We start from the raw sequence: 26,469 nt of genomic DNA, 5'->3' as shown, positions 1-26,469 counted from the left end.
AAGAAGTTAGCGACTTCGATCCTAAGGATAATCCGCAAATCGTAGGAATTGATCGCGGATTGCGCTTCCTAGCAACTACCTTCGATAGTGAAGGAAAGACGCTATTCTTTGACGGACAAAAGATCCTACGTAAGCGTAGGAAGTTTCTTGAAGTCCGGCGACAACTGCAAAATAAAGGTACCACGTCTGCCAAGAGAAAACTGAAGCAACTAGCTCAACGAGAGAACCGCTGGATGACCGATATGAATCATCGGCTAGCTAAGACACTCGTTACGGCATATGGTACGCATACACTCTTTGTGGTGGAGGATCTAATCAATGTAACCTTCAACATGGATGATTTACCTAAGTCTCTACGAAACAGCCATCGTTCCTGGTCTTTCTTCCAACTAGAATCTTTCTTATCGTACAAGGCTCAGGCTATTCAAAGTACCGTTGTGAAAGTGAGTCCAGCATTTACCTCACAGCGATGTCCCAAGTGTGGCCTAGTTGAGAAGACTAATCGGCATCACGATACTCACGAGTATTGGTGTAAAAAATGCCAGTATCGTTGTAACGATGACCGTTTAGGAGCAATGAATATTGAGATGCTCGGACGAGTTTGGTTGAGCGGCGTCAAGCGGCCCAAAATTAAAAAGCTAACAGCCATTGGGTAGATCCTGATGGTTAAACGGGTAACTGTCAATTACCCGATGATGTTGCCACTACGAGTAGGAGTGTCTTAACGGGCATGTTGGACTACTGTGTCGTATGATACGTGAGCGACAAGCCTCTGGATTAATTCAGGGGCAATTGACTAGGTTCAGTATAGCATGAATCATTTCAATACCGAAAGACTCAGTCTAAAACCAGATAAACTCGAATAATGTTAGGTATTTGGCCCTAAAAAAGCCTTATTAGCAAATTATAACCGAATACTAATTAAAATTCAGTCGCTAAGTGATCGGTTTTCCGGTATAATAACGATATTCTAGAGAAAAGAGGAGATTAGTGTGACCAACGTTTATTTAGCAGGACCCTTCTTCGATGACGAACAGATCGCTCGGATTGAACGGGTAGAAGCAGCTTTAGAGCAAAATCCGCAGGTCGATAATGTATTTAGCCCCCGGAAGGACGAAATTCCTGGCTTAACCGTGGGGACCCCCGAATGGGCCACACAGACCTTCCAAATGGATGTGTCGCAGATTGACCACGCCGATGTCGTGGTGGCCGTTTCTGACTTTGTTGATGACCAAGTAGACTCCGGCACCGCCTTTGAAATTGGCTATGCGTTCCACAGTAAGAAGCCCGTGGTGTTATTCCATGAAAAGGACACGGTGTTAAACTTGATGCTGGCTGAGAGTCTTCATGCCTACCTCAAGACTGCCAAGGACTTGGCCGAATACGACTTCAATTCGTTACCTGAAAGTCATTATCACGGTAAAGTATTCTAAATAGAAAATCAGGGTATGATTGCCCGAAAGAAAGGCGCGTGCCAATTGGCACGCGCCTTTACTGTTAGTTAGGTTTAGTGAACGTCGTCACGGAATAGGCCAACGACCTTACCAAGAATGCTGACATGGTTCAAGATGATTGGGGCCATGGTGTCATTTTCGGGTTGTAACCGGAAATGGTCGGCTTCCTTGAAGAATCGCTTGCAAGTCGCTTCATTTTCTTCGGTCATCGCAATGACAATATCACCGTTGTCCGCGGATTGTTGCCGGCGGACGATGACTTGGTCACCATTTAAAATTCCAATGTTAATCATACTTTCCCCGCGGATGGTCAACATGAAGAGCTGATCATCATCGCGTTCGAATTCAGGTGGAACCGGGAAGTAGTCCGTGGCTTCTTGAACGGCCAGGATAGGTTCACCGGCAGTCACAGTGCCCAGAACAGGGATCCGTGTTTGTTTCTCGTGAACACCAAGTTCTTCTAATCCGGCAGGTGTGACTTCCAAAGCCCGTGGTTTGGTGGGGTCCTTCGTCAGGAGTCCCTTCTTTTCTAGGCGGGCGATGTGACCGTGTACCGTCGAGGTAGAGGAGAGGGCAACGGCCTCACCAATTTCACGGACGGTTGGCGGATACCCTTTTTCGTTTACCCGTTCCCAAATGAAACGTAGAACGGCAAGTTGTTTGCTTTCTGATGCTTTCGTCATGTAATGCCACCTCGTTCGTCATTCGTAGTATAGTTTAGTGTTAGTGTAGCATAGGTAGACCGGCTTTTCAAACAGATGTTCGGGTAGATTAGTTGAATTCTAAAATTAAGCCTGATAAGATAGGGATTGGTTTTAAAAAGACGGGGCAGCAATGCCAAGACGTTTCACAGATTCTATTGAATAAGGAGGGTTGTTCATGGCAGAAGAAACAATGGACACCTTATTGGTCCGTATCAACGAACTCGCCCACAAGGCGAAGGCTAGCGGCCTCAACGATGCCGAGAAGGCGGAACGTGCCGAACTGCGTCAACGTTATCTGAAGTTATTCCGGGCTAGCTTTAAGAGCCAAGTGGAAATGCTCCAGGTTTATGATAAGGAAGGCAAAGAAGTTACACCTGAAAAGGTCCGCGATATTCAACGTAAAAAGGGCCTGCGCGACAATTAATCAGGGGAGCGGGTCATTTTCAGCGATTCGCTCTTTTATTTTGCCTTAAGGTTGTGTAGAATTGTTTATTGAATGACGTCATGAAGGAGGGGAATCAGCTTGGCAACCTGGATCTGGATTTTAATCGTAATTATCGTCGGAATCGCCGGTGCTGTTGGGGGCTTCTATGCTGCCCGTAAGTACATGGAAAACTATCTGAAAGATAATCCACCAATTAACGAAGACCAATTACGTGCGATGATGTTGCAGATGGGGCAAAAACCATCACAACGTAAGTTACATCAAATGATGAATGCGATGAAACAACAATCATCTTCTAAAAAGTAAATTGGGTTAATCGATGGCTCGCTCCCAGTCTAACTGGGGCGAGCTTTTTGATTGCAATAAAAATTATTTCCGCTAGAATTATAAGGTCTGTTATAATTTAATCATGTTTTAATCATATTCTAATCTTAGGAGGGACGTTCGTGAGTATATTTCGGAAATTAGCGTGGTACTTTCGCCAGGAATGGCGGGTGTACCTCACGGGGATCGTGGGTCTATTGTTGACCGCGATTATTGCCATAATTCCTCCACGGATCATTGGGAACATGGTGGATGGTATCCACGGTCAAACGATGACGGGGAAGCTCTTAGCCATTGACCTCACCTTAGTTACCGTGGCCGCGTTGGCTCAGTATGGGACCCGTTATCTTTGGCGAAATGCCATCTGGGGTGGCGCAGCCAAACTAGAACAGTTGCTCAGAAACCGGTTGTTCGATCACTTTATGCGGATGGACCGAGTGTTCTATCAGCGCTACCGTACTGGGGATTTGATGGCCCATGCCACCAATGACTTAGAAGCCATTCAACGGGTGGCCGGTGGGGGGATCCTCGAGTTTGCGGATGCCATCATTACCGGGGGAACCACTCTGATCGCCATGATGGCCCTGATCGATTGGCGGCTAACGTTACTGGCAATTATTCCATTTCCATTCTTAGCCCTGATTTCGTGGTATTTGGGTCATAAGATTCACCGAGCCTTTGGGGCCTCTCAGGAGGCTTTCTCACGGCTTAATAACAAGGCCCAGGAAAGTATTAGCGGCATCAAGGTCATCAAGGCCCTGGGGCAGGAGGACGCCGATGTGGCCGACTTCAACAGCCAGGTCGACCGGACCATTAAGATTAACCGTCGTGTTAACCGGTTGGATTCTTTATTTGACCCGATGATTACCTTGGTCATCTCGGTTTCCTATATCGCCACGATTGTGTTGGGGGGCCTTTTCGTGGTCAACCATACCATTACCATTGGCAATCTGGTGTCATTTATCAGCTACCTGGCCATGATGGTCTGGCCGATGTTTGCCGTAGGGATGCTCTTTAACACCATGGAACGTGGGAATGCCAGTTACGATCGGGTCATGGAATTGTTGGAACAGAAGACCCACATCATCGACCGCCAGGACGGCATCACGACGCACCCAACTGGGACGCTGAGTTATCACGTGAACCGCTTTGATTATCCGGACGATGCGGGCGCCAGTCTCCAGCGGGTTGATTTCGATCTCCCGGCCGGGCACACCTTAGGAATCGTCGGTCGGGTCGGGGCCGGGAAGTCCACGATTATGAAATTAATTTTGCGGGAATTTGATAATTATGAGGGAACGATCAGCTTCGGTGGCCACGACATCAAGGACTATGCGCTCGACAGCTATCTGCCTGCGATTGGGTACGTGCCTCAGGAAAGTTTCCTATTCTCTTCCAACATTTTTGAAAATATCCGCTTTGCTAAACCCAATGCGACGCAAGCTGAGGTTGAGGCTGCGGCGGCTAAGAGTGATCTAGCTGGGCAAATTTCGCAGTTACCAGCTGGTTACGATACCGAAGTTGGTGAGGAAGGGATTTCGTTGTCCGGTGGGCAACGTCAACGGCTGGCCATTGCCAGAGCCTTACTCATCAATCCGGAGTTGTTAATTCTGGATGATGCCTTGTCTGCGGTGGATGCCGAGACCGAGACGGAAATCTTAGCCAATCTGAAGGCCGAACGGGCCAACAAGACCACCGTGATTTCGGCACATCGGTTGAGTTCAGTGATGAACGCTGATGAAATTCTGGTGCTTAACGACGGCCACGTGGTCGAACGTGGCAATCATGCCGAATTGATGGCCAACGATGGTTGGTATCACCGCATGTTTATTGAACAGCAATTAGAGACGCAAGTGAGAGGAGGGAACGGCGATGGCAGATAAGCCCCAACAATCAGCATGGGCACACAGCATGACCACCAAGGAACAGTGGACGGTCGTCAAGCGACTGTTAAAGTTCGCTGCTCCTTACAAATGGTTCTTCATCGGTTCCGTCGTCTTGTCGGCGCTGATCAGTGCGGTGAACGTCTTTCTCCCATGGATTCTTCAAACCTATATGGATAAGTATCTTCGGACGAACAACGCCACTCTTGTGATCATGTGGACCTTTGCCGGTATTTACTTTTTGGGCATGTTGACGCGAGCGATCATGCAATTCTGGCAGAACTACACCAGTACCATGGGGGCCGAGTACATGCTTGAAAATGTTCGCCGGAAACTCTTCAGTGAGTTGCATCAAAAAGGGATGCGTTACTTCGATCAGACGCCAGGTGGGTCGATCCTGTCACGGTTGATGAACGACACCATGACGTTTTCGAACTTTTGGGCATTACTCAATACGTTAGTTTTAGCTTTCTTCGCGGTTGTGTCATCCTTTGCGGCGATGTATGCGACCGATGTTAAGGTGGCCCTCTGGACGCTAGTCTTGGTGCCATTTTTGGTCCTGACGATCTGGTATTACCAACGGTTCAGTTCACGGGTCTATCGGCGAATGCGGGAACGGCTGAGTGAACTCAACACGAAGCTTGCCGAGGCCATTACTGGAATTACCGTGATTCAGGAGTTCCGGCAAGAGAAGCGGACGTCCAAAAACTTTCAGAAGACCAATGCGGCCTATTACGATACTCGTAAAGATATGATTCGGACGAACTCCTTACTGTTAAGTCCCATCATCAATTTACTTTATGCTTTGGGAACCGTCATTGTTTTGGGGATCTTCGGGATGCGCGGCCTTCATGAGGTCGTCGCAGCCGGGGTCATTTACGCCTTCATTACGTACCTCAACAACTTCTATAGTCCCATGAGTAACATGATGGATAGTCTGAGTGACTTCCAAAATGGGATGGTGGCTGGTTCGCGGGTGCTTCGTGTCGTGGATGATCAGACACTGGCCCCACAGCAGCATCCGGTGGTCGATGCCAAGATTACGCAAGGTAAGATTGAATTTCGCCACGTGACGTTTGCTTATGACCAGGAACATCCGGTGTTAAAGGACGTGTCATTCGTCGCAGAACCGGGACAGACCGTGGCCTTAGTGGGGCAAACGGGATCCGGGAAGACCTCGACGATTAACGTCCTCATGCGCTTCTACGAATTCCAGTCCGGCCAAGTGTTAATCGATGACCGCGACATTCGGGAATATCCAGCCGAGGAGTTACGGCAGAAGATGGGGCTCGTGCTCCAGGAACCGCAACTCTTTTACGGCGATATTCAGACCAACATTCGGATGTTTAATCCGGCTATCTCGGACGCGCAGGTTGAACGGGCGGCTCACTTTGTTCAGGCCGATGATTTCATCGAGCAGTTACCGCAAGGCTATGCGACACCAGTCTTGGAACGGGGGACCGAATATTCTGCCGGACAACGGCAATTGATTACTTTTGCCAGAACGGTAGTCACCGATCCCAAGATTTTGATCTTGGATGAAGCCACGGCGAACGTGGATACCGAAACAGAAAATATGATTCAAACGGGGTTGTCACGGATTCAAGAAAACCGGACGACCATTGCGATTGCGCACCGGTTATCAACGATTCAAAACGCCGATCTTATCCTGGTCCTTCATCAGGGAAAGATTGTGGAACGTGGAACCAACGACGAACTGATGCAACAGCAGGGTTACTATTACGATATGATTCAATTACAAAACACCGCTAAGGATTAAGCAGCGGATCAAAAAAAGTCTGGGATTTTTCCCAGACTTTTTGCATTTTCAAATTTATATGGTCGAAACGTGTGACAACAGCTAACCGCCTTTTGTCCCACTCTTAGCCTATTTCTTTTCGGCATGTTCCGCGGTAACATCAACGTAGTGGAAATCTGGATCGATCTGTTGGTCCAGCGCGTCGAAGGCCGCTTGCATTTGTTGTTCAATCGTTGCTTGGCCGTCCTCGTCAAGTTTGAGATGGCGGTCGATAGTGATTGGGTCACCAAAGGCCACGGTGACGCGTTTGCGTGAAAAGAGTCGCTTGAAGGTGAGTGGTCCTTGATAGACAGCGGGAACCAATGGCACCTTAGCCATCTTCGCAATCAAAGCAGCACCACCCTTTAATTCGGAGGAATGACGCGATCCAGAAGGGAACATGATCAGCGACAGGTCACCGCGCCGGAGCATACGGACCGGCGTCTTGATGGCGGAAGGCCCGGGATTGTCCCGATTCACTGGAAAACCATTGACATGGTGGAGTAACCATCGGAAAATGGAATTCTGGAAGAGTTCTTCCTTAGCCATAAAGCTAAATTTTCGGGGACTCGCTGCTAAGGCGAAGTAAACAGGGTCGAACCAAGTTCGATGCGGGCCAACCAGGATGTACGGGCCGTCGGGTAGGCGGTCTCGATTCAAATAGGTCGCCTTACCATTAACAATAAATAAAATTATGCGGATAACCACGCGTAGGAACGAATAGAACATGGGTCGCACTCCTCTCTCAATGTTACTAATGAATCTAGTATGCAAAAAAAGTCACGGGGTTGCAAGCGATCTTAATAAAAAACAAAGGGTGACGAACAGGAAATGACAGCAACTAATTTAAAATCGGGGGAACGGATCGACCAACTTTATAGTCAAGATATTCAGATCATCCAGAGTCCCGAGGTCTTTGCCTTCTCCTTAGATGCCGTATTATTGGCGGACTTTGCCAAACCTTTAGCCAAGGTCAGTAGCCAAACGGTGGATCTGTGTGCCGGTAACGGGGCGGTCGGTCTCTTTATGAGTGCCAAAACCCGCGGTAAAATTTCCGAGGTCGAGATTCAACCGCGACTGGCTGACATGGCCCGGCGGAGTGTGACGCTCAACCATCTCGACGATCGCATGACGGTCTATGAAGGGGATCTAGCCAACGTTACCGATTGGATCCCCAAGGATTCGGTGGATGTGGTGACGTGTAATCCGCCATATTTTGCCGATCTCCCAGACAGTCAGAAGAACCCGAATGAATACTTGGCAATTGCGCGGCACGAGATTACCACGAATCTGGCAACGGTTGTCGCCACTACCAGTGGACTTTTGAAGATGGGCGGCAAGGCCTACTTTGTTCACCGGCCGGATCGCTTGCTACAACTGTTAGATCTGATGGCTGCCAATCGCTTGGCTCCCAAACGGATTCGCTTGGTTCACCCCAAGCCGGGTAAAGAAGCTAACATGGTCTTGGTCGAGGCCATTAAAGATGGCAAACCCGGGGGCCTGCGTTTCTTAGCCCCGTTGATGGTGTACGATCAAGCCGGTAAATATACGGCGGAAGTGCAGGCGTTGCTTTATGGCCAATCATAAAATCTACTACTTTTACGTGTTGTTATGCGAGGATCAGTCCCTCTACGGCGGATTTACCACGGATGTGGGCGAACGTTTCGCCACGCATCGAGCCGGTAAGGGGGCAAAATACACCCGGTTACATCGACCGATTAAGGTGTTGTTCAGCCAAGCCTTCGACAATAAACACGATGCCCTCCATGCCGAATGGGCTTTCAAGCACCAATCGCGGCAAAAGAAATTGGCCTTTCTGGCCGATCAAGGGGTCACAATTGATTAGCGTTTGGGCCCTCATTGTCAAGGCCCAGGCAAGTGGTTGACTCAACTAAGCAATTTGGCCAATAAATGACTTACTCTATGGTACACTCTAAACACATCAGCAGACTATTTTAAGATTTTGTGAAGGAGGAACTGACCGTGAAAATTATTGCTTATGGCATTCGAGAAGATGAACGGCCTTACTTAGAAGAATGGGCGCAGGACCAAGGAATTGAGGTCCGTGTCGTTCGAGAACTATTGGATGAACAGACGGCCGATCTGGCTAAGGGCTATGATGGGGCGGTTGTTTACCAACAGAAGCCATACTCTGGGGCAATTTTAGATCGATTAGCCGCTAATGGTGTGACAAACCTCTCGTTACGTAACGTTGGGGTTGATAACGTTGACGCGGATGCAGTGAAACGTCATGGGTTTAAGGTGACCAACGTTCCGGCTTATTCACCAGCCGCCATCGCCGAATTTACGGTGACGCGGCTTATGCAATTACTGCGACGGACCCCAACCTTTGATCGGAAGCAGGCCTTAGGTGACCTGCGTTGGGCGCCAGACATCGCCGATGAACTCAATACGATGACGGTGGGAATTGTCGCCACCGGCCGGATTGGCCGAGCGGCTATGAAGATTTACCAAGGATTTGGCGCCAAGGTTATTGCCTATGACGTTTACCACAATCCCGAACTGGAGAAGCAAGGGATCTATGTCGATACTCTGGATGACCTCTACGCTCAGGCAGATGTGATTTCCTTACATGCCCCAGCCACCAAGGACAATGAAAAGATGTTGAATGATGCCGCCTTTGCCAAGATGAAGCCCGGTGTGTGGATTTTAAATCCTGCGCGAGGGGCTCTGATTGACACGGACGCCCTAATCAGAGCCTTAGATAGTGGTCAGGTCGCCGGTGCGGCACTGGACGTCTATGAGGATGAAGTGGGCATCTTTAACACCGACTTCGGGAGTTTTGCCTCGATTCCAGATGAACGACTGAAGAACCTGATGGAACGGGACAACGTGTTGGTTAGCCCACACATTGCCTTTTACACGCGGACGGCCGTTAAGAACATGGTGCAATACGCCTTGAATAACAATCGAGACTTGATTGCGACTGGTCATGCCGAGAACGAGGTCCAATTCTAAAACTGAAGACAAACAAAAAGCGTTGCCAGTTGTTGGCGACGCTTTTTACGGTCTTAAGCCTCTGGAATGGTGGTGAGTGCCAGGAGTAACTCCTGGAGCTCGAGGGGGTCGGTAACCGTTTGGTCAGGGACCCATTGCCCATCAGGTTCCTCTAAATCACGGTGGTTAAACCAGAAGGACTGCCAGCCGGCTTGTTTGGCCGCTCTGACATCCATACTGTAGCAGTCACCAACGTAGGCGACTTCGCTAGCTCGCAGGTTTAGCCGACGATTCATTAGGGTGAAAATTTGCGGATCAGGTTTGGCCAGACCGACTTCTTCCGAGGTCACAATGGCTTCTCTATCGATCCACCGATGCATTTGAAGTTGCATCACTTTTGCCAATTGAAATTGGGTGTTACCATTGGTCAGAATACCCAGCTGGTATTGTTGGCTGAGGCTATCGAGGGCCGTTGAGAGGCCGGGGAAAAGCTTAATATCAGCCAACCCAGCGGTGTAGGCTTCTTCAAAGTTCAGCGCGCTTTGGGCATCGACGGTGGGCAGGTGCTGGGCCAGTAAGGCGGTGTTTAACCGCTTGACGGCCATCTCTTGTTCGGACCAGTGCCCGTTAATGACGTGGGCGTATGCCTGGTGACTCTGCTGGCGGTACGCTTGAAACGTTGTATTCAGATCAACCTCTGACGGCAATCCTAGGATTGGCGCGAGGGCGGCCTCAAAGGGAGCCTTTTGATCATAGAGCGTGTCATCGACATCGAAGACGACCGCTTTAATCATGTTCGTTTCCTCCTCAGTAGTGCCTAAGCAGTGTACCATACCCAGGAATAAATGCCAATTTTCTCAAAAAGGCTGTCGATTTAGCTTGTGTTCACCTCAGTTGTTTTGTATAATGATTGTCGGTGCTTATGCGCCAATTCACACCTCGCGTGATGGCTGAAGGGGTGCTCGCAAGAGTTCTTCGGCTGTGAGATCGTGGGGGAGGAAATCAAAAACTATTTGGAGGCATTTTATCATGGCTGTTATTTCAATGAAACAACTGCTCGAAGCCGGTGTCCACTTTGGTCACCAAACCCGTCGTTGGAACCCTAAGATGAAGCAATACATCTTTACGGAACGTAACGGTATCTACATCATCGACTTACAAAAGACGGTGAAGTTGATTGACGTTGCTTACAACTACATGAAGGACGAAGCTGCTAAGGGCGCCGTTGTTCTGTTTGTTGGGACTAAGAAGCAAGCTCAAGATTCTATCGAAGAAGAAGCTACCCGTGCCGGTCAATACTACGTTAACCACCGTTGGTTAGGTGGGACTTTGACCAACTGGGAAACCATCCAAACTCGGATCAAGCGTCTTAAAGATTTGAAGAAGATGGCTACTGACGGTACTTTTGACGTTCTTCCTAAGAAGGAAGTTTCCTTACTTAAGAAGTCACAAGACAAGTTGGAACGTTTCTTAGGCGGTATCGAAGATATGCCTAAGCTCCCTGACGTTATGTTCATCGTTGACCCTCGCAAGGAACAAATCGCTGTTCACGAAGCACAAAAGTTGAACATTCCGATCGTTGCCATGGTTGATACGAACACTGACCCAGATGAAATTGACGTGGTTATCCCATCTAACGATGACGCTATCCGTGCCGTTCGTCTGATCACTTCTAAGATGGCTGATGCCATTGTTGAAGGTCGTCAAGGTGAAGACCAAGTTGACGAAAAGACTTTCGAAGGTAAGAAATCAGCTGACAAGAAGAGCGCAAAGCCTTCTGACAACTCGATGGAAGACATCGTTAACGCCGTTGAAGGCGACAACAAGTAATTTAATGCAAGGTAACGGGCAACCGCTACTTTCCAAATACTAGATTTAAAAGCACCTTAGGCTGGCTTAATGTTTAGGACCGTTCATGGCCTGAGATTGAGTCAGTCTTTTTTGCGACTATATGCTTAACATTGATAAAGGAGGCCATTAAACATGGCAAGCAAAATCACTGCAGCACAAGTTAAAGAATTACGTGACAAAACCCAAGTTGGGATGATGGATGCTAAGAAGGCCCTTGTTGCTTCTGAAGGCGACATGGACAAGGCGATCGATTTTCTTCGTGAAAAGGGTATCGCTAAGGCTAAGAAGAAGAGTGGCAACGTTGCTGCTAACGGTTTAGCTCGCGTTATGGTTAGCGGTAACACCGCTGCCATCATCGAAGTTAACTCTGAAACTGACTTCGTTGCAACTAACGACACGTTCAATGCCTTGGTTGACAAGGTTGCCAACACGATTGCTGCAAAGCAACCTGCTGACATGGATGCTGCCTTAGCCTTGAAGGCTGACGATGGCGAAACGTTAAACGAAGCCATCATCAAGACGACTCAAGTAACGAGTGAAAACGTTAAGTTACGTCGCTTTGCCGTTGTTAACAAGACTGACGGCCAAGTATTCGGTGCTTACTTACACCAAGGTGGTCAAATCGCCGCTGTCGTTGTCTTAGACGGTGCCGATGAAGCCACTGCCAAGGACGTGGCAATGCACGTTGCTGCCATCAACCCAGAATTTGTTTCCAAGGATGACATTCCTGCTGACCGTTTGGCTCACGAACGTGAAGTCTTGAAGCAAGAAGCCTTGAACGAAGGCAAGCCTGAAAAGATCGTTGAAAAGATGGTCGAAGGCCGTCTCCACAAGTTCTTGTCAGAAATCAGTTTAGCTGACCAACCATTCGTTAAGGATGGCGACCAAACTGTTGGCCAATTCGTTGCCAGCAAGGGTGGCAAGTTGGTAAGCTTCGTCCGTTACGAAGTTGGTGAAGGAATCGAAAAGCCTAAGTCTGACTTAGCGCAAGAAGTCCAAGACCAAATCAACGGTTAATTTTGACCGAAAAGCGTAGTTTCCGTTCGGGAACTACGCTTTTTTAATAAGTTAATGCGGCAAAACGGTTAAATCGCTGACCCGTGACTATCACTAGTGGCGGGAATATGATAGAATTATTGTCAGAATACAATAGGAGGAAACACAATGGCGGACGTAAAGTATAAACGGATTATGCTGAAGCTCAGTGGTGAGGCTTTAGCCGGTGACAAGGGCTTTGGTATTAATCCGCCGGTAATTAAAACCGTAGCAGAAGAGGTTAAGAGTGTCTATAAGTTGGGCATTCAGATCGCTATTGTGGTAGGTGGCGGTAACATGTGGCGTGGCGTCTCCGGAGAACAAATGGGGATGGAACGGGCCCAAGCCGATTACATCGGCATGTTAGCAACCATCATGAACGCTTTAGCGCTCCAGGATAATTTAGAATCAATTGGGGTGCCAACCCGAGTTCAAACTTCTATTGAGATGCGGCAGATTGCTGAACCCTACATTCGGCGCAAGGCAATTCGTCATCTCGAAAAGGAACGCGTCGTCATCTTTGCTGGGGGTACGGGTTCACCATACTTCTCAACTGACACGACGGCCGCACTGCGGGCAGCAGAAATTAATGCCGACGCCATCCTCATGGCTAAGAACGGTGTTGACGGGATTTACTCCGCCGACCCTAAGAAGGACCCGGATGCTGTTAAATTTGACCAATTGACGCAATTGGACATTATTAACAAGGGCCTGCACGTGATGGATACGACGGCTAGTTCGCTTTCGATGGATAATGATATTCCGTTTGTCGTCTTCAATCTCAATGAGAGTGGCAACATTCGCAAGGTGGTTGAGGGAGAGAACATCGGAACTACAGTAAGGGGTAAATAGACATGGCAGATCAGATCATTACAGATGCACAGGATCGTATGAAAAAGGCAGAGGAAGCACTCAAGCGTGAATTGGGAACAATTCGTGCCGGTCGGGCCAACGCCAGCATTTTAAACCGTGTTATGGTGCAATACTATGGTGTGGATACGCCACTGAACCAAGTGGCTGCCATTACCATTCCAGAACCACGGATTTTGATGGTAACGCCGTACGACAAGTCCGCTCTCGAAGATGTTGAGAAGGGGATCTTGGAGTCCGACGTTGGGATCACGCCAGCTAACGATGGGACTGCCCTTCGGTTAGTGATTCCACAACTGACTGAGGAACGGCGTAAGGAATTAGCTAAGCAAGTGAAGGCTACCGCCGAACAAGGTAAGGTTGCCGTTCGTAACGTTCGTCGTGACGCCATGGATGACGTCAAGAAGGGCCACAAGAACGGGGACTACACCGACGACGACCTGCACAACATGGAAGACCAAGTTCAAAAGGTGACGGATAAGGCCATCAAGGGCATTGACACCATCTCAGCGGACAAGGAAAAGGAAATCTTAACAGACTAGACTAACCCTTTTGGGGAAGGAGCGTTTTATTATGGCAGAAGAGAATCAAAATAACCAAGACGACATCGAAATCACCCCCGGTTCTAAGGAATTTGGGAAAATGGTCTTTCGGTTAAACAACGCGGTAAATGCTGAAAACGTGTCAATCTTGAACTACAACGGTGCGGAACTTGAAGAAATTCAAGAAGGGGTATACGCCCAACCCGCCTTTGTTAGCGATGATTTCAACCTGTTCTTCGTCGTTACCCAACTGATTGGAGACGACTGGATTGTGGCCTTCTCTAAGGCAACCATCGAACACGGTAATGAAATTACCGACTTGTCTGACCCAATGCCAACTGGCGAAGGCCTGAACCTGCTGGGGCAGGTCAGTGCCGATGATGCCAACAACCTTCTGAGTTACTTCGGAACGTTGGCTGACGCTAAGCGTGGTGACTGGCGGTTAATCGAATAGCGAGAAACCTTAAAGTTTTCGCTCAATTTGAGGGCTGGGATAGTTTCCCGGCTCTTTTTTTGTTATGATGAGAGGTTGTAAAGACTTAATGGAGGTGCGCTGTGTTTTCATTTTTAAATAAAGATCAGGCGACGGGCGAAGTCACGGAACGGCAATTGGACGAAACCAACATTCCCGCCCACATCGCCATTATCATGGATGGCAACGGTCGGTGGGCGCAACAACGCCATTTACCGCGGATCGCTGGTCATAAACAAGGTATGAATACGGTCAAAACGGTGGCAAAGGCTGCCAGTCACTTGGGCGTCAAGGTTCTCACGCTATATGCCTTTTCAACAGAGAACTGGTCACGGCCTTCGACGGAAGTGAACTATCTGATGAAGCTTCCGGTTGATTTCTTTAGCACATTTGTCCCCGATCTCATCAAGAATAATATTCGTGTCAAGGTGATGGGCTACGTGGATCAACTGCCTAAGGCAACGCAAAAAGCTGTTAAAGATGCCGTCGCTGATACCGCTGACTGTACGGGGATGGTGTTGAACTTTGCCCTCAACTACGGCGGGCGTGCGGAGATTATTACCGCGGTGCAAACACTGGCAAAACGCGTTCAGACAGGTGATCTGGCTCCCGAGGACATAGATGAAGCACAGATGGACCGGGAACTCATGACAGGAGACTTGGGTGACCTGGCCGATCCCGATCTGATGATTCGGACTAGTGGGGAGCAACGGCTCTCTAATTTCATGCTGTGGGAGGCTGCCTACAGCGAGTTTGTCTTTGTCCAAGAACATTGGCCAGACTTCGACCAAGCAGCCCTAGAATCGGCAATCTATACTTATCAACAACGTCACCGCCGCTTTGGCGGTCTGGAAACGATGGAACAAAAATAACGACATTGAGGAGCATGTAGAATGAAACAACGGGTTATTACGGCGGTTGTCGCCTTAATTATATTTATCCCCATCATCATTGCGGGGAGTATCTGGGTGGACCTAGCCGGCTTCGTCCTGGGTTTGGTGGCCTTATCAGAAGTGCTGATTATGCGCAAGAAGCTCTTGGTGAGCCCTGAAGCCTTTATCTCGGGCTTAGGCATCTTAGCGGTCATTGCCCCAGTGGCCTGGTGGCAGGATCTGCCTCACTTTCTTGATCCCTGGTACATTGTCTACTTATTTGTCCTGCTATTATTGATGCGGACAGTGGTTTCTCGTAACCGGTTCTCTTTTGACGATGCCGGGGTGATTACCCTGAGCATGCTGTACATTGGGATTGGGTTCCACTTCTTTATTGCCGCTCGAGATGTCAGTCTCGTGGCTCTGTTATACGCGTTGTTCATCGTTTGGACGACGGATTCCGGCGCCTACATGATTGGCCGGAAAATTGGGAAGCACAAGCTCGCCCCACATATCAGCCCGAACAAGACCTGGGAAGGCTCCATTGGGGGCTCACTGGTAGCCACGATTGTCGGGAGTGTCTTCTGGTACTTCTTCCCAACGGGTCACTTCAGTCTGGGTGTCATGATTCTCTTGACCCTAATCTTCTCGATCGTGGGTCAATTCGGGGATCTCGTAGAATCTGCCCTCAAGCGTTACTACGGTGTCAAGGATTCCGGCAAGATCCTACCGGGACACGGTGGAATTCTCGACCGGTTTGATAGTCTACTGTTGGTTCTGCCCGTGATTCATCTCTTCGGACTGATCTAACGACCGCAAGTCACTTGCACCACGACTATTGCTTACGGTATGCTAGACAGCAGAAAAAAGTAAGCGAAGCCAACAGGAGAAGGGACGACAGCTGTGATTACAACCATTATTACCTTTATTATCGTGTTTGGGATTTTGGTCATCGTGCATGAATTCGGGCACTTTTACTTTGCCAAACGCGGTGGGATTCTGGTCCGTGAGTTTTCAATCGGAATGGGTCCCAAACTCTTCTATCATCGGGGCAAAGACGGGACCACGTATACGGTACGGTTACTGCCAGTCGGCGGTTACGTCCGGATGGCCGGTGCCGAAGATGACGAGGAAGAACTACAACCCGGAACGCCGGTGAGTCTCTACCTTGGCAAGAACGATCTGGTTGAACGGATTAACACCTCCAAGAAGTCGAGTCTCTTCAACGGGATTCCCTTAGAGGTCACCGCGACCGATCTTGAGGATGAACTGTGGATCGAAGGGTACGAAAACGGGGATGAATCTGCCGTTAAGCGTTATCCGGTTGCCCATGAGGCCACGATCATTGAGAGCGATGGAACGGAACTTCAGATTGCGCCCAAGGACGTGCAATTCCAGTCAGCCTCACTGGGTCGGCGGTTAATGACTAACTTCGCCGGACCCATGAATAATATCTTCCTGGCCATCGTGACCTTCATGTTGATGTCCTTTGTTCAGGGTGGGGTTGCCATGGGAACCAACCAGGTTCAAGTGGCAAGTTCACCGGTCTCCGTCGCCAAGAAGGCGGGACTGAAGACCAATGACAAGATTCTCACGGTGAATGGCAAGACGACCAAGGACTGGACGGCGTTGAGTACGGCGATCCAGCCTCGGGCTAACAAGAAGACCACTTTGACCATTCAACGTGGTCAGAGCAAGAAAACGGTAACGCTGACGCCAGAGGGCCAGAAGTCCAATGGTAAGACGGTCGGCATGATCGGCATCACGCAAGCCCAGAATAAGCACATTGGGGCCATCCTAGCGTCGGGATTTACCCAGACCTGGTCAATGACCAAGGCCCTGTTTGGCGCCCTGTGGAACATGGTTTCCGGGCACTTCAGCCTAAATGACTTGGGTGGACCCGTGGCGATCTTTGCCACGACCTCTCAAGCTACCAAATTTGGCCTGGTTGGGATCCTGAATTTCCTGGCCTTTCTGTCAATTAACCTGGCAATTGTCAATTTACTGCCAATTCCGGCCCTCGATGGTGGTAAAATATTATTGAACTTTATTGAAGCCATCCGGCACAAACCACTCTCAGAAAATGTTGAGGCGGGGATCACGCTGGTGGGGGTCGCATTCCTAGTTTTACTGATGCTATTGGTCACTTGGAATGATATCGAGCGCTACTTTATTCACTAAAGATTTAACGTTGTAACGAGAAGGGAATACAAGACGATGAAACAATCTAAACTATTGATTCCAACCCTAAAGGAGGTGCCGAATGACGCCGAAGCCTTGAGCCATCAGATGATGCTGCGGGCCGGCTACATTCGGCAGGTCACGGCGGGAATGTACGCTTACCTACCATTGGCCTACCGGGTTTTAACCAACATTGAAAAAATTATCCGTGAGGAAATGGAAAAGATCGACGCCGTTGAAATGCTGATGCCCGCCGTTCTGCCAGCCTCATTGTGGCAAGAATCTGGCCGTTATGAAACGTACGGTCCTAACTTATTTAAGTTTAAGAACCGCCACGACAGTGACTTTATCTTGGCTCCAACGCACGAAGAAACCTTCACGATGTTGGTCAGAGACGCCATCAAGTCTTACAAGAAATTACCACTGGTCATGTACCAGATCCAACCCAAGTATCGTGACGAAGATCGCCCACGTTACGGTCTTTTACGGGGACGGGAATTTATCATGAAGGATGCTTATTCCTTCTCAATCGACGATGAAGACCTCGATCGCATCTATGACCAAATGGAAACGGCCTACGAAAACATCTTCAACCGGATTGGCTTGAATTACCGGGCCATCGTTGGGGATGGTGGCGCCATGGGTGGGAGTGACTCCAAAGAGTTCTCTGCCATTGCGCCCGTTGGGGAAGACACGATCGTCTACTCCGACTCTTCCGACTATGCTGCCAACCTTGAAATGGCACGGAGCCTCTTCATCAGTAAGAAGTCCCATGCGCCACTGGCCGAGCTCAAGAAGATTGAGACGCCAGGGGTCCACAGCATCGACGAACTCGCAGCCTTCTTGGACGTGCCAGCCAACACGCTGGTTAAGAGTATGTTGTACGTTGCCGACAAGGAACAACCAGTGATGGTCTTGGTTCGTGGGGATCACGAAGTTAACGAGATCAAGCTGAAGAACTACTTGAACGCGGACTTCTTGGATCCAGCAACGCCAGAACAGGCGCAACAATTCTTAGGGGCCAACTTTGGTTCCCTGGGGCCCGTAGGTGTCGGTGAAGACGTTAAGATCCTGGCCGACCAATACGTGGGTGACATGGTTAACGTTGCCGTGGGTGCCGATGAAGACGGTCACCACTACGTGAATGCTAATGTTGACCGCGACTTCCGGGTGGACGCTTACGCCGACTTGCGGGCAGTTCAACCTGGTGACTTGTCACCAGATGGTGCCGGGGTCTTGAAGTTCACCAAGGGAATTGAAATCGGGCATATCTTTAAGTTAGGGACCCGTTACTCCGATTCATTAGGGGCCACGGTCCTCGATGCTAATGGTCGCCAACAACCAGTTGTCATGGGGTCCTACGGGATTGGTGTCAGCCGGTTACTGTCCGCTGTTGCCGAACAACAAGCTGATGAAAATGGGCTGGTTTGGCCACGGAACATCGCACCATTTGATATTCACTTGATTCCAGTTAACTTGAAGAAGGCTGACCAAGCCGCTCTGACCGAAGAACTGGACCAACAGCTGACCGCTGCGGGTTACCGGGTTCTGACCGATGACCGTAAGGAACGTCCTGGGGTGAAGTTTGCCGACTCCGATCTGATGGGGATTCCTGTGCGGATTACCATTGGGAAGAAGGCTGGCGAAGGCATCGTTGAGATTAAGATTCGTAAGACTGGTGAAACGGTCGAAGTCATCAAGGATGAAGTCGCTAGCACCGTTGAAATTCTCTTCAAGGATATTGATTAATAACTAAACGACGGACGTCAATTGACGTCTGTGACCGAATCCAAGGGGGCTGGGACAATTGTCCTGGCTCCTTTTTAGACAGGATGAAAGGAGTTCGCTTGTGGACGAAGATCGCCATGCATTATTCGAAAAATTATTACAACAACTGGACTTGGCTGGTGAGGCCGAGCAACCTTATTTTGCCACGGCCAGCATTGACCGTCTGACGGTGCACGAACAGTCCCGTCGGTGGCAATTCTATCTCAAGTTCGACCAGTTACTTCCGTTCACGGCATTCGTTGATTTTCAGAATCATTTGCAGGTGGCGTTCAGAGATATTGCCACTGTTGACGCCACATTTCTGGTCGACCAACCGGAACTTACGAACCGCGTGCTGGGGGATTACTGGGAATGGGTTGTCAAAAATAGTCAGCTGACCGGGAGCCTGGTGCAGGAACTCTGCCAATCGCAGGTGCCCCAACTTGATCCCGATGGTCGCGTACTGCTATACGCTCAAAATGAAGTCGTTAAGAACTTTCTCAGTAACCAGGCCTTAGGGCCGCTCGAGGCCACTTACCGTCAAGTCGGATTTCCGAAATTTAACATTCAGGTGAAGGTCGACGAGTCCAAGTCGCAGGCTAAGATTGAAGAATTTAAGGCCCGGCAACAGAAGAATGACGCCCAGTTGGCCCAGCAGGCCGCTGCGGCGATCGAAAAGGCTAACCAGAAACGTCAGAGTCAAGGCGATGTTGTGGCTGCCAGCGGACCAACTCAAATTGGGAAAGCCATCAAGGGGGATCAACCGATTACCCGGATGGTGGATATCACCCAAGAAGAACGCTCCGTCATCGTCGAAGGTTACGTCTTCGACAAGGAAGTTCGTAAACTCCGTTCTGGTCGACAACTCCTGACGTTGAAGATTACCGATTACACCTCGTCAATTGTGGTGAAGAAGTTCTCTCGTGGGGCCGAGGATGAGGCCCAGTTTGCCGGCGTCGATGAAGGCGCTTGGGTCAAGGTTCGTGGGAGCGTCCAAGAGGACAGCTACATGCGTGACCTGGCCTTGAACGCCTACGACATCAATCAAGTCAAACACGCCACACCACAGGACACCGCCCCTGCCGACGAGAAGCGGGTGGAGCTCCACCTGCACACGTCGATGAGTCAAATGGACGCCACCAATCCAATTGGCGATTACGTCAGTCGGGCCAAGCAGTGGGGCATGCCAGCCATGGCCATTACGGACCATGCCGACGTCCAAGGCTTCCCGGCGGCCTTTAATGCCGGAACCAAGGCTGGGGTCAAGATGCTCTATGGGGTTGAAGCCAACCTGGTAGACGATGGGGTTCCAATTGGTTATAACAGTGCGCACGTGCCATTAGACGGCGCAACCTATGTCGTCTTTGATGTGGAAACCACGGGACTTTCTGCCATTTATGACAAGGTGATCGAACTTTCCGCGGTTAAGATGGAGCATAAGAATGTGATCGCCCAGTTCGAAGAATTTATCGATCCTGGGTTCCCATTGTCAGAACAGACAACTAATCTGACCAGTATCACCGATGATATGGTGGCTGGATCCAAGTCCGAAGAAGAGGTCTTCAAACTCTTCCGGGAGTTCTGTGGGGACGCCATCATCGTTGGCCATAACGTGACCTTCGATGTGGGGTTCATGAATACTGGGTATCAGCGCCACGGGATGCCGGAAATTCCTAATCCCATTATTGATACGTTGACGCTGGCTCGTTTCCTCTATCCGACGTTGAAGAGTTATCGGCTGAATACGTTGGCCAAACGCTTCCACGTCAGCCTGGAGCACCATCACCGCGCCGTTTACGATGCCGAGTCCACTGGTCATCTGAATTATCTCTTTTTGAAGGATGCTGAGGACCGCTATGACATCCAGTACCACGACCAGCTTAACGATCACATGACGGACAACGATGCCTACAAGCACGCGCGTCCTAGCCATGCGATCCTGATTGCCAAGACGCAGGACGGCTTGAAGAATATGTTCCGCCTCGTGTCGGCCTCCAACGTGGACTACTTCTACCGGGTACCCCGGGTGCCCCGCAGTCTGTTGGACAAGTACCGCGATGGCATTATCGTCGGCTCCGCTTGTTCTTCGGGTGAGGTGTTTACGGCCATGATGCAAAAGGGTCAGGTCGAAGCTGCCGCTAAGGCCAAGTATTACGATTACCTGGAGGTTCAACCTAAGGCCGCTTACCAGCCACTGATTGACTCGGGTTTGATTGCCGATGAGGCGAACCTCGAAGAAATCGTCAAAAACATGGTGACGTTGGGGCATGACCTCAACAAACCCGTGGTGGCCACGGGGGATGTCCATTACCTTGATCCTGAAGATTACATCTATCGTAAAATTTTAATTCACTCACAAGGTGGGGCGAATCCGCTGAACCGCCAGGAATTACCGGATGCCCATTTCATGTCAACCAACGAGATGTTGGATGACTTCGCTTATCTGGGAGCCGAGACGGCCAAGGAAATCGTGGTGACCAACACCCAGAAGATTGCCAACGACGTGGACGATGTTCACCCATTGAAAGACAAACTTTACACGCCACGGATGGAAGGGGCCGAAGATGAAATTCGGCAACGGACCATGGATACTGCGCACGCGTGGTATGGCGATCCACTCCCCGAGTTGGTGCAACACCGGGTCGACCGGGAGTTAAAGTCGATCATTGGGAACGGGTTCTCCGTGATTTACCTGATTGCCCAACGACTGGTAGCCAAGTCCAATAAGGACGGGTACTTGGTTGGGTCGCGGGGGTCCGTTGGGTCCAGTGTCGTGGCGACATTCACCGGAATTACCGAAGTGAATCCGCTACCACCACACTACCGTTGCCCGAACTGTCAGTATTCGCACTTCTATACCAAGGGTGAATACAGCTCGGGGTACGATTTACCGGAAAAGAACTGTCCCAAGTGTGGGACGTTGATGATCGGTGATGGCCACAATATTCCATTCGAAACCTTCTTGGGTTTCAAGGGAAACAAGGTGCCCGATATCGATTTGAACTTCTCTGGAGATTATCAACCTATTGCCCATAACTACACCAAGGTGTTGTTCGGGGAAAAGAACGTGTATCGGGCCGGAACCATCGGCACCGTGGCCGATAAGACTGGTTACGGTTACGTCAAGGCCTATGAACGTGACACCGAGCAGACCTTCCGGGGAGCCGAGATTGACCGCCTAGCCAAGGGTGTGACCGGGGTTAAACGCAACACCGGGCAACATCCCGCGGGGATTATCGTTGTGCCAGACTACATGGATATCTACGACTTCACGCCGATCCAGTATCCGGCCGATGACCAGAACGCGGCCTGGCAAACGACCCACTTCGATTTCCATTCGATTCACGATAACATTTTGAAGATCGATATCCTGGGGCATGATGATCCCACGATGATCCGGACCCTGCAAGATTTGTCTGGGGTTGATCCGCAGACAATTCCAATGGATGATCCGGGTGTGATGGCGTTGTTCTCCGGGACAGATTCACTCGGCGTGACCCCTGAACAGATTCAGTCCAAGACGGGGACACTGGGTGTGCCAGAATTCGGGACGCGGTTTGTCCGCGGGATGCTGGAAGAAACGCATCCCCAGAACTATTCGCAATTGCTCCAAATTTCTGGACTATCCCACGGGACCGACGTGTGGTTGGGAAATGCCGAAGAACTGATCAAGAACGGCACCGCCACCATCGCCAACGTTATTGGTTGTCGGGATAACATCATGACCGACTTGATTAACTTCGGATTGGATTCTGAAACCTCCTTCCAAGTCATGGAACATGTGCGGAAGGGTCGGGGGATTCCTGACGAATGGCAAGAGAAGATGGAGGAAACTGACTGTCCCGACTGGTACATTGATTCTTGTTTGAAGATTAAGTACATGTTCCCACGGGCCCATGCCGCAGCCTACGTGCTGATGGCGCTCCGGGTAGCGTACTTCAAGGTCTACTTCCCAATCATTTACTACGCCGCTTACTTCTCCGTGCGGGCCGACGACTTCGACGTTGTCGCCATGTCACAGGGCAAGACGGCTGTGAAGGCCGCGATGAAGGCCATCAATGACCAGGGGATGGACGCCTCTACCAAGGACAAGAACCTCCTGACAGTGTTGGAACTTGCCAATGAAATGTTGGAACGGGGTTACAACTTCAAGATGATCGATCTGGAGAAGTCCGATGCCGCCGACTGGATTATCGAGGGTGACACGCTGATTGCGCCATTCCAATCCGCACCTGGATTGGGGTTGAACGTGGCCAAGCAGATCGTGGCCGCGCGTAACGATCGGCCATTCATTTCCAAGGAAGACCTGGCCAAACGAGGCAAGGTTTCCAAGACCATCATTGACTTCATGACTGAGAACGGCGTTTTGACCGGGTTACCCGATGAAAATCAGCTCAGTTTATTCGACGATATGATGTAGACCTTTCCAACCCGCAAATAACCGGCTTAGACACTATGGCAACGCTTACAATACCCGCCAAGTATGTTACAATGAAAGTGAGGAACGAAGAACTTTAATCACTTTAACGAAAGCGGGTGTTCACCATGCTCCGGCACTTTACGAGGTTACCAGATGGGTGGATTTTTCTGGCAGGTTATTGTCTGATTGGTTTGGGTTACATTCTGTGTGGACTAGTAGCTAGCGTCACGGCCGTCCCGTTTCTGACGGTCGTGGTGGGTTACTTCTTGATAGCGTTCGTGCTGACAATAATTAAGGCTTTTAGTCTGAAGGAAATGGCATTGAATCGACTGAATCTTCTAGTCTTTGAATTTATCACGATTGTGGGATTTGTGATCCTCCTGGTGACGGAGTTCTAGTCACCGGCGGATCGGTTGCAATCCCGCGGCATATGTAGTAAAGTAATGGTTGTAGTTAAACTCGTTTTTAAATGAGTGAGCAGTTTATGCTCACTCTTTTTAATGGAAAAATGTAGGAGGCGGAATTCTTTGAGTACTGTCGTCGAGAGCGTGACGGCCCTAGCCCAGCCAATTGTGGCGCATCATCAGTTTGAATTAGTTGACGTGGAGTTTGTCAAAGAAGGTAAGAGCTGGTACCTACGGGTCTACATCGACAAGCCCGGAGGCATTAATATTGAGGAATGTGCAATGGTCAGTGATGAACTATCCGAGAAATTGGATAGCTTGGATCCAGACCCAATTCCTCAGGCCTATTTTCTCGAAGTATCCTCTCCGGGTGCCGAGCGGCCATTGAAGAAGCCGGCCGATTTTGAACGGGCCGTGGGTGATTACATCCACGTTTCCCTGTATCAAAAGATTGGTCAGAGCAAGGTTTACGAGGGAACCTTGGAGAAATTAGAGGCAGAATCCCTAGACCTTAAGGTCAACCTCAAGGGACGCATCAAGACGTTAACCATTCCACGTGATGCGATTGCCCAAGCCCGGTTAGCCGTCAAGTTCTAACTTAATTAAGGAGCGAAACACAACATGAGTAAAGAATTATTGGGTGCCTTAGACGTCCTCGAGACGGAAAAAGGGATCGCAAAATCAGTGGTTATCGACGCCTTAGAAGCAGCCTTAGTGTCTGCTTACAAGCGTAACTATGACCAAGCACAAAACGTCGAAGTTGAATTCGACCAGAAGAAGGGGAACATTCACGTCTTTGCTGTGAAGAAGGTCGTGGACCAAGTCTACGATTCCCGTTTGGAAGTTGGTTTGGATGAAGCCTTGGCTATCAACAAGGGTTACGAATTAGGCGATGACATCAAGTTTGAAGTGACCCCGAAGAACTTTGGCCGGATTGCCGCACAGACCGCCAAGCAAGTGATCTTGCAACGGGTTCGTGAAGCAGAACGGAACATCATCTTCGATCAATACAGCCAATACGAAAATGAAATCGTGACGGGTGAAGTTGAGCGTCAAGATTCCCGTTTCGTTTACGTGAGCTTAGGTAAGGTCGAAGCTGTCATGGGTCGTCAAGACCAGATGCCTAACGAAACCTACCGGATTCACGACCGTATCAAGGTTTACGTGACCCGCGTGGAAAATGCCACCAAGGGTCCTCAGGTCTTCGTTAGCCGGACCCACGCTGATTTATTGAAGCGTTTGTTCGAAGAAGAAGTTCCTGAAATCTATGACGGGACCGTTGAAATCATGGCGATTGCCAGTGAAGCCGGCGACAGAGCCAAGGTTGCCGTTCGTTCGAACAACCCTGACATCGATCCCGTCGGAACCAGTGTTGGCCCTCGTGGCCAACGGGTTCAGACGATCGTTAATGAACTCGGTGGCGAAAACATGGATATCGTTGAATGGACCGAGGACGAAGCTAAGTTCATCGCTAACGCTTTGAACCCAGCCGAAGTACTCGACGTCATCTTTGACCCGAACAACGAGCGGGCTTGTGAAGTTATCGTGCCTGACTATCAATTGTCATTAGCGATCGGTAAGCGTGGGCAAAATGCCCGGTTAGCCGCTAAGTTGACAGGTTACAAGATTGATATCAAATCAGAATCCGAAGCGTCTGCTATAATGGAGGCTGATCAGGAAACGACTGCTGATGCAACTCCCGCTGACGAAGAAGCCACGGCGGCTGCAGATCAAGCGGCACCGTTTGCTGACAGTGAAGACGTCGCACCTGATGTGACACCAGCCGACGATGCAACCCCGTCAGACGCCCCTGAGGACGCCAGCGACGACGATTCAACGACGGCAGAATAATACCCATCTCAAGGAGGTTTGGGGCTTATGAAACAACGTAAGGTTCCGTTACGCAAAGACATTGTAACGGGAGAAATGGCACCCAAGAAGCAGTTGGTTCGCGTGGTTCGCAACCAAGAGCAAGAGGTCAGCATTGACCCGACCGGTAAGCAATCCGGCCGTGGGGCCTACATCGCCTTAGATGTTGCCGTTGCAAAGCGGGCTAAGGCGGAACGGACTTTTGACCACGTGTTTGACGTTAAGATCGGTGACCAGTTCTATGACGACCTAATCGCCTACGTCGACCACCAACAAGCACGACGAGAATTATTCGATCATGACTAATTCCGAGCGTGCCTTACAACTCCTAGGTTTGGTCCGACGGGCAGGTAAACTGACCACCGGCGAAACCTTTGTCTTAGCCGCAGTGCGTGATGGCTCAGCCAAATTGGTCTTACTCGCAAGTGATGCGGGTCAGAGTAGCCAGAAGCAATTTCGCGACAAGACCACGAGTTACGATGTTCCATTAAACGAAGACTTTACGAAAGACCAGTTGAGCACGGCCATTGGGTCAGCGCGCACGGTCATCGCAATTACAGATCCGGGATTCGTCCGGAAGTTACAAACATTACTTGCTAAGTAGCCGCCTGACGTTCTCG

General features: G+C 49.9%; 26 protein-coding genes. 23 read left to right on the top strand and 3 right to left on the bottom strand.

All coding sequences use genetic code 11. The features are described 5' to 3' along the window. Window positions 1-656, top strand: a 656-nt coding sequence (locus OCU14_RS00585) for an RNA-guided endonuclease TnpB family protein (RefSeq protein WP_261809307.1), incomplete at its 5' end; no start/stop codon positions are given. A gap of 336 nt (window positions 657-992) precedes the next feature. Then, window positions 993-1,433 carry a nucleoside 2-deoxyribosyltransferase gene (locus tag OCU14_RS00580; protein WP_057877559.1) on the top strand — a complete coding sequence of 147 codons (441 nt, stop codon included), beginning with the start codon at window positions 993-995 and terminating at the stop codon, window positions 1,431-1,433. 74 nt (window positions 1,434-1,507) lie between these two features. Here OCU14_RS00580 and lexA read toward each other — a convergent pair whose 3' ends face one another. Beyond that, entirely contained in the window at window positions 1,508-2,137 is a 630-nt protein-coding gene (gene lexA / locus OCU14_RS00575; RefSeq protein WP_057877560.1) for a transcriptional repressor LexA, read from the bottom strand. A gap of 196 nt (window positions 2,138-2,333) precedes the next feature. Here lexA and OCU14_RS00570 point away from each other — a divergent pair, with 196 nt between their 5' ends. From OCU14_RS00570 to OCU14_RS00555, 4 genes are all read left to right on the top strand, one after another. Beyond that, a complete protein-coding gene (locus OCU14_RS00570) occupies window positions 2,334-2,582 on the top strand; it encodes a DUF896 domain-containing protein (protein ID WP_057877561.1) in 249 nt (82 codons plus the stop codon). Between the two features lie 99 nt (window positions 2,583-2,681). After that, window positions 2,682-2,909, top strand: a complete 228-nt coding sequence (locus tag OCU14_RS00565) for a YneF family protein (RefSeq protein ID WP_057877562.1) — start codon at window positions 2,682-2,684, stop codon at window positions 2,907-2,909. A 140-nt stretch (window positions 2,910-3,049) separates the two neighbouring features. After that, complete coding sequence (locus OCU14_RS00560; protein ID WP_261809306.1) at window positions 3,050-4,810, top strand: ABC transporter ATP-binding protein; 1,761 nt, start codon at window positions 3,050-3,052, stop codon at window positions 4,808-4,810. After that, entirely contained in the window at window positions 4,800-6,590 is a 1,791-nt protein-coding gene (locus OCU14_RS00555; RefSeq protein ID WP_261809305.1) for an ABC transporter ATP-binding protein, read from the top strand. The genes OCU14_RS00560 and OCU14_RS00555 overlap by 11 nt, the downstream gene beginning before the upstream one ends. A 108-nt stretch (window positions 6,591-6,698) precedes the next feature. On the opposite strand, the gene OCU14_RS00550 is transcribed toward OCU14_RS00555, so the two are convergent. After that, complete coding sequence (locus tag OCU14_RS00550) at window positions 6,699-7,337, bottom strand: lysophospholipid acyltransferase family protein (RefSeq protein WP_261809304.1); 639 nt, start codon at window positions 7,335-7,337, stop codon at window positions 6,699-6,701. Between the two features lie 102 nt (window positions 7,338-7,439). Here OCU14_RS00550 and OCU14_RS00545 point away from each other — a divergent pair, with 102 nt between their 5' ends. The 3 genes from OCU14_RS00545 to OCU14_RS00535 all read left to right on the top strand — a co-directional run bounded on the left by OCU14_RS00545 (window position 7,440) and on the right by OCU14_RS00535 (window position 9,587). Further along, window positions 7,440-8,195, top strand: a complete 756-nt coding sequence (locus tag OCU14_RS00545; RefSeq protein ID WP_261809303.1) for a tRNA1(Val) (adenine(37)-N6)-methyltransferase — start codon at window positions 7,440-7,442, stop codon at window positions 8,193-8,195. After that, on the top strand, window positions 8,182-8,454 hold the full coding sequence (locus OCU14_RS00540) for a GIY-YIG nuclease family protein (RefSeq protein WP_261809302.1): 273 nt from the start codon (window positions 8,182-8,184) through the stop codon (window positions 8,452-8,454). The genes OCU14_RS00545 and OCU14_RS00540 overlap by 14 nt, the downstream gene beginning before the upstream one ends. A 137-nt stretch (window positions 8,455-8,591) precedes the next feature. Next, the gene (locus OCU14_RS00535) at window positions 8,592-9,587 is read left to right on the top strand and encodes a D-2-hydroxyacid dehydrogenase (protein WP_261809301.1); all 996 of its coding nucleotides are present in this window, start codon (window positions 8,592-8,594) and stop codon (window positions 9,585-9,587) included. A 53-nt stretch (window positions 9,588-9,640) separates the two neighbouring features. Here OCU14_RS00535 and OCU14_RS00530 read toward each other — a convergent pair whose 3' ends face one another. After that, entirely contained in the window at window positions 9,641-10,360 is a 720-nt protein-coding gene (locus OCU14_RS00530; protein ID WP_261809300.1) for an HAD family hydrolase, read from the bottom strand. A 235-nt stretch (window positions 10,361-10,595) separates the two neighbouring features. On the opposite strand from OCU14_RS00530, the gene rpsB reads away from it, so the two are divergent. From rpsB to OCU14_RS00460, 14 genes are all read left to right on the top strand, one after another. Then, on the top strand, window positions 10,596-11,396 hold the full coding sequence (gene rpsB / locus OCU14_RS00525) for a 30S ribosomal protein S2 (protein WP_057877570.1): 801 nt from the start codon (window positions 10,596-10,598) through the stop codon (window positions 11,394-11,396). A gap of 153 nt (window positions 11,397-11,549) precedes the next feature. After that, window positions 11,550-12,434, top strand: coding sequence for a translation elongation factor Ts (tsf, locus tag OCU14_RS00520; RefSeq protein WP_057877571.1), 885 nt, complete (start codon window positions 11,550-11,552; stop codon window positions 12,432-12,434). Window positions 12,435-12,581: 147 nt separating this feature from the next. After that, window positions 12,582-13,304, top strand: coding sequence for a UMP kinase (gene pyrH, locus OCU14_RS00515; RefSeq protein ID WP_261809299.1), 723 nt, complete (start codon window positions 12,582-12,584; stop codon window positions 13,302-13,304). Between the two features lie 2 nt (window positions 13,305-13,306). Next, entirely contained in the window at window positions 13,307-13,864 is a 558-nt protein-coding gene (gene frr / locus OCU14_RS00510; RefSeq protein WP_373875055.1) for a ribosome recycling factor, read from the top strand. Between the two features lie 31 nt (window positions 13,865-13,895). Continuing rightward, window positions 13,896-14,318, top strand: a complete 423-nt coding sequence (locus OCU14_RS00505; protein ID WP_057877574.1) for a hypothetical protein — start codon at window positions 13,896-13,898, stop codon at window positions 14,316-14,318. A gap of 101 nt (window positions 14,319-14,419) precedes the next feature. Beyond that, the gene (gene uppS, locus OCU14_RS00500) at window positions 14,420-15,208 is read left to right on the top strand and encodes an undecaprenyl pyrophosphate synthase (protein WP_261809298.1); all 789 of its coding nucleotides are present in this window, start codon (window positions 14,420-14,422) and stop codon (window positions 15,206-15,208) included. Between the two features lie 21 nt (window positions 15,209-15,229). Further along, window positions 15,230-16,018, top strand: coding sequence for a phosphatidate cytidylyltransferase (locus tag OCU14_RS00495; RefSeq protein WP_261809297.1), 789 nt, complete (start codon window positions 15,230-15,232; stop codon window positions 16,016-16,018). 93 nt (window positions 16,019-16,111) lie between these two features. Further along, on the top strand, window positions 16,112-17,389 hold the full coding sequence (gene rseP / locus OCU14_RS00490) for an RIP metalloprotease RseP (RefSeq protein WP_261809296.1): 1,278 nt from the start codon (window positions 16,112-16,114) through the stop codon (window positions 17,387-17,389). 36 nt (window positions 17,390-17,425) lie between these two features. Continuing rightward, a complete protein-coding gene (locus OCU14_RS00485) occupies window positions 17,426-19,138 on the top strand; it encodes a proline--tRNA ligase (RefSeq protein ID WP_261809295.1) in 1,713 nt (570 codons plus the stop codon). A 100-nt stretch (window positions 19,139-19,238) separates the two neighbouring features. Further along, on the top strand, window positions 19,239-23,576 hold the full coding sequence (locus tag OCU14_RS00480; protein WP_261809294.1) for a PolC-type DNA polymerase III: 4,338 nt from the start codon (window positions 19,239-19,241) through the stop codon (window positions 23,574-23,576). A 527-nt stretch (window positions 23,577-24,103) separates the two neighbouring features. Beyond that, complete coding sequence (gene rimP / locus OCU14_RS00475; protein ID WP_125572813.1) at window positions 24,104-24,577, top strand: ribosome maturation factor RimP; 474 nt, start codon at window positions 24,104-24,106, stop codon at window positions 24,575-24,577. A 24-nt stretch (window positions 24,578-24,601) separates the two neighbouring features. Then, window positions 24,602-25,831, top strand: coding sequence for a transcription termination factor NusA (nusA, locus tag OCU14_RS00470; protein ID WP_261809293.1), 1,230 nt, complete (start codon window positions 24,602-24,604; stop codon window positions 25,829-25,831). A gap of 27 nt (window positions 25,832-25,858) precedes the next feature. Further along, a complete protein-coding gene (gene rnpM / locus OCU14_RS00465; protein WP_261809292.1) occupies window positions 25,859-26,155 on the top strand; it encodes an RNase P modulator RnpM in 297 nt (98 codons plus the stop codon). Continuing rightward, on the top strand, window positions 26,148-26,453 hold the full coding sequence (locus OCU14_RS00460; protein ID WP_057877584.1) for a L7Ae/L30e/S12e/Gadd45 family ribosomal protein: 306 nt from the start codon (window positions 26,148-26,150) through the stop codon (window positions 26,451-26,453). Before rnpM ends, OCU14_RS00460 begins: the two co-directional genes overlap by 8 nt. Window positions 26,454-26,469: the final 16 nt, after the last annotated feature.

This window comes from Levilactobacillus humaensis, assembly GCF_024345185.1.
Lineage (GTDB): Bacteria > Bacillota > Bacilli > Lactobacillales > Lactobacillaceae > Levilactobacillus > Levilactobacillus humaensis.
Note: the sequence above shows the minus strand (reverse complement) of the source record. Positions and strands in the feature narration are given on the sequence as shown.